9 protein-coding genes and 1 pseudogene are annotated in these 8,482 nt (G+C 58.7%); 4 read left to right on the top strand and 6 right to left on the bottom strand.

All coding sequences use genetic code 11. The features are described from left to right. A partial coding sequence (locus FMN63_RS08175; protein ID WP_148583474.1) for a DUF4158 domain-containing protein occupies nt 1-1,009 on the bottom strand: 1,009 nt, incomplete at its 3' end. 164 nt (nt 1,010-1,173) lie between these two features. Here FMN63_RS08175 and FMN63_RS08170 point away from each other — a divergent pair. Further along, entirely contained in the window at nt 1,174-1,725 is a 552-nt protein-coding gene (locus tag FMN63_RS08170; RefSeq protein WP_148583477.1) for a recombinase family protein, read from the top strand. A gap of 200 nt (nt 1,726-1,925) precedes the next feature. Here FMN63_RS08170 and FMN63_RS08165 read toward each other — a convergent pair whose 3' ends face one another. The 4 genes and pseudogenes from FMN63_RS08165 to FMN63_RS08150 all read right to left on the bottom strand — a co-directional run bounded on the left by FMN63_RS08165 (nt 1,926) and on the right by FMN63_RS08150 (nt 4,930). Continuing rightward, on the bottom strand, nt 1,926-2,606 hold the full coding sequence (locus FMN63_RS08165; protein WP_286192558.1) for an HAD family hydrolase: 681 nt from the start codon (nt 2,604-2,606) through the stop codon (nt 1,926-1,928). Between the two features lie 22 nt (nt 2,607-2,628). Further along, nucleotides 2,629-3,021: a DUF4158 domain-containing protein gene (locus FMN63_RS08160; RefSeq protein WP_205513924.1), complete on the bottom strand. Its 393-nt coding sequence runs from the start codon at nt 3,019-3,021 to the stop codon at nt 2,629-2,631. Between the two features lie 118 nt (nt 3,022-3,139). After that, nucleotides 3,140-3,554: pseudogene (locus FMN63_RS08155) on the bottom strand (IS6 family transposase); the annotation flags it as partial. Between the two features lie 152 nt (nt 3,555-3,706). After that, nucleotides 3,707-4,930 carry an MFS transporter gene (locus FMN63_RS08150; RefSeq protein WP_162530004.1) on the bottom strand — a complete coding sequence of 408 codons (1,224 nt, stop codon included), beginning with the start codon at nt 4,928-4,930 and terminating at the stop codon, nt 3,707-3,709. Between the two features lie 110 nt (nt 4,931-5,040). Here FMN63_RS08150 and FMN63_RS08145 point away from each other — a divergent pair, with 110 nt between their 5' ends. Next, nucleotides 5,041-5,940 carry a LysR family transcriptional regulator gene (locus tag FMN63_RS08145; RefSeq protein ID WP_162530003.1) on the top strand — a complete coding sequence of 300 codons (900 nt, stop codon included), beginning with the start codon at nt 5,041-5,043 and terminating at the stop codon, nt 5,938-5,940. A 60-nt stretch (nt 5,941-6,000) separates the two neighbouring features. Here FMN63_RS08145 and FMN63_RS08140 read toward each other — a convergent pair whose 3' ends face one another. Beyond that, the gene (locus tag FMN63_RS08140; RefSeq protein WP_205513920.1) at nt 6,001-6,432 is read right to left on the bottom strand and encodes a winged helix-turn-helix transcriptional regulator; all 432 of its coding nucleotides are present in this window, start codon (nt 6,430-6,432) and stop codon (nt 6,001-6,003) included. A gap of 71 nt (nt 6,433-6,503) precedes the next feature. On the opposite strand from FMN63_RS08140, the gene FMN63_RS08135 reads away from it, so the two are divergent. Both FMN63_RS08135 and FMN63_RS08130 read left to right on the top strand, forming a co-directional pair. Then, the gene (locus tag FMN63_RS08135; RefSeq protein WP_148583471.1) at nt 6,504-7,460 is read left to right on the top strand and encodes an aromatic alcohol reductase; all 957 of its coding nucleotides are present in this window, start codon (nt 6,504-6,506) and stop codon (nt 7,458-7,460) included. Between the two features lie 32 nt (nt 7,461-7,492). Further along, nucleotides 7,493-8,047, top strand: a complete 555-nt coding sequence (locus FMN63_RS08130) for an NADPH-dependent FMN reductase (RefSeq protein WP_148583470.1) — start codon at nt 7,493-7,495, stop codon at nt 8,045-8,047. Nucleotides 8,048-8,482: the final 435 nt, after the last annotated feature.

Below are 8,482 nucleotides of genomic sequence, written 5' to 3'. Positions count from 1 at the left end.
TCGCGTGGCAGACTTTCGAAACATCCTTAAGCGGTTTCTGCACTTCCCGCACCGACCGTGTCACGCGAGCGGCCGCCCGATTATCAGCCCGCCGGGTCAGGATGCCCATGATCTTCTTGAACATATCGATGGCGCAGTCCGTCAAGTGACGGGAAAGGTGCAACGCCGTCGCAGCCAGGACGGCGTGCCGACGTTCGGAGTTGAGGTCGCGCAGATGCTGCGCGCTCATCCGCATGCCCTCGGCGGCGAGTTCGTCAAAGACCTTCGCTGGAATCCGCTCCATCAAAGCCGCTGACAGGTTCAGCGAACGCAGAAAGCGAATGCGCTCGGCGACCCTGTCGAGGTTGGCGGCGGCTGGCGACAACGCCGGCGTTCTCGCCCATGCAAGGACGGTCACGCTCGTCCCCTCCCGCAGATCGAGAAGTCTGTCGAGATCAAGCTTCTGATCATCTGACAGCCCACCGGCTAAAGCCCGATGAGCGATGCGGATACCGCGCCGGATCGCGACATGGATGATGGCTTCGAGCGCCGCCCGCGTTGGCAGGAGAAGTCTTCGGCGCCGTAATTCCTTCACCACCATGTCCGCTAATTTGTCGGCCTGGCGGAGTGTTTGGGCAGCCGGTGTCAACCAACCAGTCAGCACCCTCACATCCGAAGGAGCAAACGGTCGGATCTGCATTCGGTCGAAAAGCAGAATAAGATGTTCGCGCCGGGTCTGCGGCCGCTCGAAATAGCGATCGATCTCGCGGTGATCGACACCGATCTGCTGTGCCAGAAACCCGAGGACGCCAGGTGGCAGGATCTCGCCGTCCGCAAGTGGTCGGCCAGGATAACGCAGCGTGGCTAGAACACAGGCAAGACCTAACCGATTGGCGGCCTTGTTCTGCCGCATGACGAGGTCGAGGTCGGATCGGTCCAGTGTATAGTGCTTGGCAATCTCCCTGTCGTCATCCGGGATGGTTGTCGCTTGCTGCCACCATGCCTCGCTCAACAATGTCCTTCGTGCCATTCTCAGGTGCTCCAGTTTCGTTGCTCAGGTGCAGCGAACTGGAAAATGGCTGTCCGACAAACGGACGTTTTGCGGTATCCACAGATGTTGTCCGCAAACCTTGCTATTCAACGGCAAATCGGACATTGTCCGCATTGAATGAGAAAACGGACAAATTGCGCTTTATGACAGCGATTGGCTATGCAAGGGTCTCAACCGGGGACCAGGATTCGGCGTTGCAACTCGACGCCCTGCGCAATGTGGGTTGTGAAAAACTGTTCGAGGACAAAGCATCAGGTGCGAAAACCGATCGGCCCGGCCTGTCTGATGCTATCCGCTACGCGCGAGAAGGCGACACGTTGACGGTCTGGAAGCTTGACCGTCTCGGCCGGTCGATGAAGCACCTGATCGAGGTCATCACCGATTTGGAAGCCAAGGGCGTCGGCTTCCGGTCGATAACCGAAAACATCGATACCACGACCTCAGGCGGCCGTTTGGTATTCCACCTGTTCGGAGCACTCGCTCAGTTCGAACGTGATTTGATCCAGGAGAGAACCAGAGCAGGTCTAAAAGCTGCAAAGGACCGTGGCCGACGCGGCGGTCGGCAGGCAGTCGTGACACCTGATAAACTTGCAAAGGCACGCCAGCATCTTGCAGCCGGTCTCAACGTGAGGGAGGCTGCGGCCCGAGTGAAAGTCGGGAAGACAGCACTCTACGAGGCACTTAAATCAGAATAATGTCATGTACGCTCCGGCGAGCATACCAACACCGAAAAGGAAGCCCTTGAACTCAAGACGGATGATTGCGATCCCGTCGCAATTAATCAGATCTCATTCGAATTGTATGTGAGTTTGGGGCACCAGGTAGCGTCAAATAAATTGAGCCAGATTCTGGGCTGTTCACAATCCGACCGCCGAATAAGGGCAGTTCGCTATAACTAGATGCTGGACTGCAAATCCGAAAGCACGCAATGAAGGCTCGGTGCGACGGATACGCCCAAACGACGGATTTCCTCCGTTGGCGGCAGCATATCTGGCACCATGACCGTGACCATGCCTGCGGCGGTTGCGGCACGGATGCCGTTATAGGAATCTTCCAAAGCAAGGCAGTGCGAAGGACGGCCGCCCACTGCGGCAGCGGCCTTGAGGAACGTCTCAGGGTGCGGCTTGCCAAATTCGACGTCCGTTCGCGTTACGACGGCATCAATTCGATCAATGATCCCAGCTCTATCGAGATGATCCAGAGCAAGCACCCGAGGGGTGGAGGTGGCTACGGCCCTCGGAATGTTAAGCTCTTTCAACCAGTCAAGTATGTCGCTCGCGCCATGACGCAACGGCATATTCGTCGCGCACAAGGTGTGAAATCGAATTCGGCATTTTTCATGGTATGCATCAATCGCGAAATCATCGCCAAAGTGGGCCCTCAGCTTCGCATCCCCGATCTCCTTCGGAGTGCCGACGAGGCTGAGATGAAGCGAATCTTGCATGTTATGACCAAGGTCTTCACATGCGCCGAAGATTGCCGTCCGGTAAAGCCTTTCGGTATCCAGCAACAATCCATCCATATCGAAGATTACAGCGTCCAACGGAACTGGAAACATCCACGGCTCTTTCGTCATGGCAGCATTTGCGGCTAGAACTTCACTTTAGGATGAGCGGCAAATTACCCGTTGCGCAATTGCCAACGAAAGCTCTTCCGAATCTGACGCCTTCAGCAGCCAAGTTCTTACTATGTTTCCAAAAGCCGGACAAATCCCGCACTTTCGTGTCGTGACGCCGACGTGCTGTTCTCCCGCCGAAATCGTAGCTGGACAGTTCGTCGGCTCGGACGCCGATCTGCTCAGCCAAGTATTCGACAGCATCGTTTGGGATCAATGTGCCATCGTCAGCAAAAAAGCCGCGTGCGCTGAAAAACTTCAACTGCGAGGCCAAGCCGAGCCTCGTCGCGGCCGGTTTGGAATTGATGAAATCAATGTCGGCGAAGCTCAGGCTCCATTGGCCGACAATGTCCGAACTCGAAATACCCGCACTCATCAAAACGCTCCTCAAATTGGAGCGCAATGTCACGACCGGGCACTTCTCGGGTCAATTCTCCGCGCCGTGTTCCCACAACGTTCTGCGAGTTGGCCAAAATCGCAGCTTCGGGCCGACTGGGCCCTGTTGGTCTGGCTACCGTCAATCACAATGCGCTGTGGACGCCCATGCCGTTCAATAGCCTTTGTGAAGAACCGCTTGGCTGCGGCCAGGTCCCGCTGTTTGCTAAACCAGAAATCAACGGTGTCTCCGACGCTGTCGATGGCCCGATAGAGGTACATCCATTGACCCCTCACCTTGATGTAGGTCTCATCTGCATGCCATTTGCCAGTCACAGCCCGTTTTCTGCGATTGAAGCAGTCCAAAATCAAAGGCGAGAAGTGCACGACCCAGCGATGGATCGTTGAATGATCCACGCTGATGCCTCGTTCGGCCATCATTTCCTTCAAGTCCCGAAGGCTCAAGCCGTAGGCCAGATACCAGCGAACGCAAAGCAAGATGATCGACTGGTCGAAATGGCGGCCCTTGAACATGGTCATCTCCCAAAACATCGGGAGCTGATTATCGGTCGCAGGTTAGCGAAGAGTTTGCAACAGAACCACTGGGACTCCATATGCTTTAAATCTTTCAGCGACTAATCGCGCCGATCGGCATCGAACGCCTATGCCGAATTAAAACCGAGCCATCAGACTACCACGATGGTCCGATTGCGGCTGGCTCGGTAACCGAGGATAAGTGAAGCCGTGCCAACGAAGGCAAAGAAGAACGCCACGACCGACCAGTCACCTGTCATATCGTGAAGCAGCCCCACCGCGAAGGGACCGACAAGGCCGCCTATGACGTAGCCGACACTCTGAACGACGCCGGAGAGTTTCGCTGCCACCTGCGGCGTTCCGGCTCGGAGCACGATGAGGGTAAGGGCCATCGCGAAGCCACCGCCCTGTCCGATGCCGACCGCGAGGGCAATGCCGGGGAGACTCCAGGCGGGAGCGAGCAGCAGGCCCATGGCACCCATCGTTCCCACAACAATCATCGTGGTCGTGATGAGACGCTGGTCGCGCATCTTGCCGGCAATAATCGGCACGAGAAGTCCACTCGGCATCTGAGCCAGGAAGTAGATCGACATGATGAAACCACTGGTTTCGGGATCAAGCCCCCGGGCCATCAGCATCGACGGGCCCCAACTCATGACAGCATAGGCCAGGGACGCGAACAGCGCGAAGAAGCCCATGATCTGCCACGACAACGGGTCGTGCATGATCCTAAACTTTTCCTGGGCGGTCGACCGACTGCGGTTGTCCCCCATTGACAGCAGTGCCACGGCGATCAAAGCCGTTGGCAGCAGCGGCAGCATCCAGACGGCAAGGCCCATCTCCCACTGGCCGCCAAGGGCTTGTGTGACGGGAATGACGGCCGCCGTCGAGGCCGCCGCGCCGAGGCCCAGCATCATCGCGAAAAGGCCCATCATCATGCCGACCTTGTCGGAGAAGTCCCGCTTGATAAGGACCGGCGTGAGGATGCCGAGGAGCGAGATGCCTGCCCCGATGAGGACGGTGCCGACATAGAGCGGCACAAGCCCAAACGAGCGCAGGAGCGCCCCAGCAAGAGCAGTCGCGACGGCGGCCAGAAGGACCCCCTCGAGCCCGAACCTGCGGGACAGGGGCGCCGCCAGCGGCCCGAATATCCCGAGGCAGACGACCGGAACGGTCATCAGGACGCTCACCCAGAGGTTCGACAGGCCAAGGTCAGTCTGGATATCGTGCAGCAACGGGGCAACGCTGGCCAGCAGCGGCCGAAGATTCAGCGCCGCGAGAAGCACGAGCAAGATGCTCAGCGCCGTGCGGATCGCGGGAAACTTCGAACCTTCGACAACGGGTGTCGATGCGAGGGCGGGCTTGCAGGCGGGCATGGTGGAACGATCTGAAGTTTGCATCCCGCGGCTATACTTGCAGCGCATCATTGGCTCAAACGAATATATCGGATAGATTTTATCTCCCAGAGAGATCAATTGGAGTGCCGATGGAAATCCGACAAATCGAACTTTTCGTGGCGGCCGCTGAGGAACAGCATTTCAGCAAGGCCGCCGAACGATGCGGCATCGTCCAATCCGGTCTCTCGTCAGCGATCAGATCGCTGGAAGCGGAGATGGGTGCCTCGCTTTTCATCCGGAACACCCGCCGGGTGGAACTCAGCCCTGCGGGGCAGGCCTTTCTCCCCGAAGCGCGCCGCGTGTTATTGGCCCTTCGGGACGCCCGGCGATCCATCGGACAAGTGCGTGCCGGCGCTTCCGGACGCATCGTCGTATCGATGATCCAGAGCCTCGTTCCGAGCCTCGACATCCCGCGCCTGATGCACGAGTTCCGGACGGTCTACCCGAACGTGGAGATCAGCGTGCGCGAGACGCGCCCCAGCGACCTGAGCCTCGATTTGCGTCGTGGAACGGTCGACCTCGCCTTCATTCCGACCTATGCCGTGAACCACAGCGGGCTCGACGTCGTGTCGGTGGTTTCGTCGCCTATGGCGATTGTGGGCTCGGCGGACCATCACCTCGTCGGCGAGCGGGATGTTCGGTTCGAGGCGATTCGGGAAGAGCGCTTCGTAGATCTGACGGCTCGGTGGGGGCTGCGCCAGATGGTCGATCAGGTCTTCTCGGCCGAAACTATCTATCGGACTACCTCGTTCGAAGTCGACGACTTCTCGCTGCTGCTCCAGTTCGTCGAACGCGGGTTCGGTTTGGCGATGGTGCCGCGCGTTTTGATCGAAACCCATCGGATCGCCGCGCTCGACGTCACCCTTCGGAACGGCCGTTTCCCAGTTTGGGAGCTTGGCATGTACTCCGCCCGGCAGAGGGACGGGCTTCCGGCAAATCCAGTCGCAGAGCTGTTCCGGGACGCGATGCGGCGGTCGGTCGAACCGTAACTGGCGCTGCGCGAAACCTACGCGCTGCCGCCCTCACTGGCTCAACTGGGGGCCGTGCCGTCAGGCGTCGTCGTTCTTCTCGTCGAAGGCCTGCCTCGACTGCCGGAAACTCGCCGCGTTGTCGACGATCCAGGTCCAGAGCGGGACCATCCGGATGAGCAGCTCGAGGCCAGCGTCCGAGAGGGAATATTCGACGTGCGGCACCACCTCGTCAAAATCATGGCGAATGACAAGACCGTCCCGCTCCAGATGGCGAAGCGTGCGTGTCAGCATCCGTTGCGTGACGCCGTGCATGCGCCGACCGATCTCTGTATGGCGAAGCTGTCCGTAAACGCCGAGCGTGTGAATGACGCCGAGCGACCAGCGATTGCCGGCATGGGCCAGAACCTCGCGTCGCAGTCCGTCGTCATCTTCCCTCAGCCCGTCACAAACGGTCTGCGAATAGCGCAGGATGTCCTCCTGGCTCAACGATCTGACAGCAGTATCATCCATGTACCGTTCTTTCGCAGGTTTCGATGGATCACCAAATGGGGAAGGCAACCAATTGTGAAAGAGTTCAAGACATGGAAAATACACCATCCGAGGTGAAGTCACACAATATTCTGGTGCTCGGCGCCGGTGAGCTTGGGATGCCGGTCCTGCGCAACCTTGCGCGCCGTGCGAAAGACAGCGATGGCGCGAAGATCAGCGTCCTCCTCCGCGAAAGCGCCGTGGAATCGGGCGACCCGGCCAAGCAGCGCGACATCGCCGAGATCCGCGAGGCTGGCATCGAAATCGTTCTCGCAGACCTGGTGAACGATACGATCGACGAATTGGCCTCCTTGTTCTCGGGCTACGACACCGTGATCGGCTGCGTTGGCTATGCGGCGGGCATTAACACGCCGATGAAGCTTGCTAAGGCAGCCTTGCAATCCGGTATTCCGCGCTATTTCCCGTGGCAGTTCGGCGTCGATTTCGAGGCGATCGGCCGTGGTGGCCCGCAGGACATCTTCGACGCACAGCTCGACGTGCGCGAACTGCTGCGCTCGCAGGACAAGATGGAGTGGGTCATTATCTCCACCGGCATGTTCATGAGCTATCTATTCGAACCTGAGTTCGGCGTTGTCGACTTGAAGAACGACGAAGTCCGCGCACTTGGTAGCCTCGAGACTGCGGTGACCCTGACGACGCCCGAGGACATCGGCAAGCTCACCGCCGCGATCGTGTTCTTCGAGCCGACCATCCGCAACGAGATCGTCTTCCTTGCCGGGGACACCGTCACCTACGGCGAAGTCGCGGACAAGCTGGAGGCGTCGCTCGGCCGTCCGTTCAAGCGGTCGGTGTGGACCGTGCCCTTCCTGATGGACGAACTGGCAAAGACCCCGAACGACATGATGGCCAAGTACCGTGCCGCCTTCGCGATCGGCCGTGGCGTATCGTGGGACAAGGCAGGAACGTTCAATGACCGAGAGGGTATTGCCGTCACCGAACTGCCAGACCTGATCGATGCAGAGCTGCGCGAGAAACAGCCCAGCCTCTGATCGCCAATTTCGACCACAAAAGGAGACCGACCATGACCTATCGTATTGCCACCCTCATCGGCAGCCTGCGCAAGGAATCATTTAACCGCACTGTCGCCGAGGCGCTGATCCGGCTTGCGCCCGATGATTTCGAGTTTTTCGAAATCTCAATCGGCAACCTCCCGCACTACAATCAGGATGACGACGACAACCAAGCTGATACGGTGCGGCAGATGAAGGCCGCAGTGAAAGGCTCCAACGGTGTCTTTATCGTCACGCCCGAATACAACCGTTCGGTGCCCGGCGTGCTCAAGAACGCCCTCGATCTCGGCTCGCGCCCCTATGGTGACAATTCCTGGTCTGGCCTTCCCGCAGGCACCGTCGGCGTCTCGCCCGGAAGCACGGGCACGGCGATCGCCCAATCACATCTGAGAACGTCGCTTGCCTTCTTCGACATGCCCACACTGGGCCAGCCCGAGATGTACATTCAGTGGCAAGACGACCTTGTGAATGAAGACGGCGCCTTCGCCGACGATAGCAAAGACTTCTTCCAGTCCTGGATGGACACCTTCACTGAGTTCGTACGGAAGAACGCTGGCAAGGCGTAGCCGAGCGGGACTGCGTGAAAAAAGAAGCGGCGTGAGCATCGCAAGCACGCACCAGGCGCCAGGGAGAGGCGTTCGGGAAGCCGTGCAGAATTCTGGTTGTCTCCTCGGCCGAGATTGGACGAGGATAGAACGCTCATGAACCAGCAGTTCTTCGATCGGTAGCCGAACGGCAGCTTCTCTAATTGGGTGTCTGGGTCAAGCTCGTTTTCCTTCTTTTGAATGATCAAGGATCGTTTGTCCGGGTCACGCTTCTCTTCGCAGTCTGGTTTGGCGTTCGAAATGGCGCCGCTGCATGCATGTGTCGGATCGGTAGTGGAGAGCCCTGCTTTCCGGCGCGCTTCAAGTTGCGCAGCAGACATTTTCGGCTTCATCCACGAACCTCGTCCGGATTGGACGATCCCGTCAGGTTAGGTGGTAGGCTACTTGTTCATGCCG

The organism is Stappia sp. BW2, assembly GCF_008107695.1.
GTDB lineage: Bacteria > Pseudomonadota > Alphaproteobacteria > Rhizobiales > Stappiaceae > Roseibium.
Note: the sequence above shows the minus strand (reverse complement) of the source record. Positions and strands in the feature narration are given on the sequence as shown.

Excerpts from the sequence above, each read along its gene's own strand:
- FMN63_RS08170 (WP_148583477.1), top strand. The coding sequence starts at position 1,174 with ATGACAGCGATTGGCTATGCAAGGGTCTCAACCGGGGACCAGGATTCG.
- FMN63_RS08165 (WP_286192558.1), bottom strand. The coding sequence starts at position 2,606 with ATGACGAAAGAGCCGTGGATGTTTCCAGTTCCGTTGGACGCTGTAATC.
- FMN63_RS08160 (WP_205513924.1), bottom strand. The coding sequence starts at position 3,021 with ATGAGTGCGGGTATTTCGAGTTCGGACATTGTCGGCCAATGGAGCCTG.
- FMN63_RS08150 (WP_162530004.1), bottom strand. The coding sequence starts at position 4,930 with ATGCCCGCCTGCAAGCCCGCCCTCGCATCGACACCCGTTGTCGAAGGT.
- FMN63_RS08145 (WP_162530003.1), top strand. The coding sequence starts at position 5,041 with ATGGAAATCCGACAAATCGAACTTTTCGTGGCGGCCGCTGAGGAACAG.
- FMN63_RS08140 (WP_205513920.1), bottom strand. The coding sequence starts at position 6,432 with ATGGATGATACTGCTGTCAGATCGTTGAGCCAGGAGGACATCCTGCGC.
- FMN63_RS08135 (WP_148583471.1), top strand. The coding sequence starts at position 6,504 with ATGGAAAATACACCATCCGAGGTGAAGTCACACAATATTCTGGTGCTC.
- FMN63_RS08130 (WP_148583470.1), top strand. The coding sequence starts at position 7,493 with ATGACCTATCGTATTGCCACCCTCATCGGCAGCCTGCGCAAGGAATCA.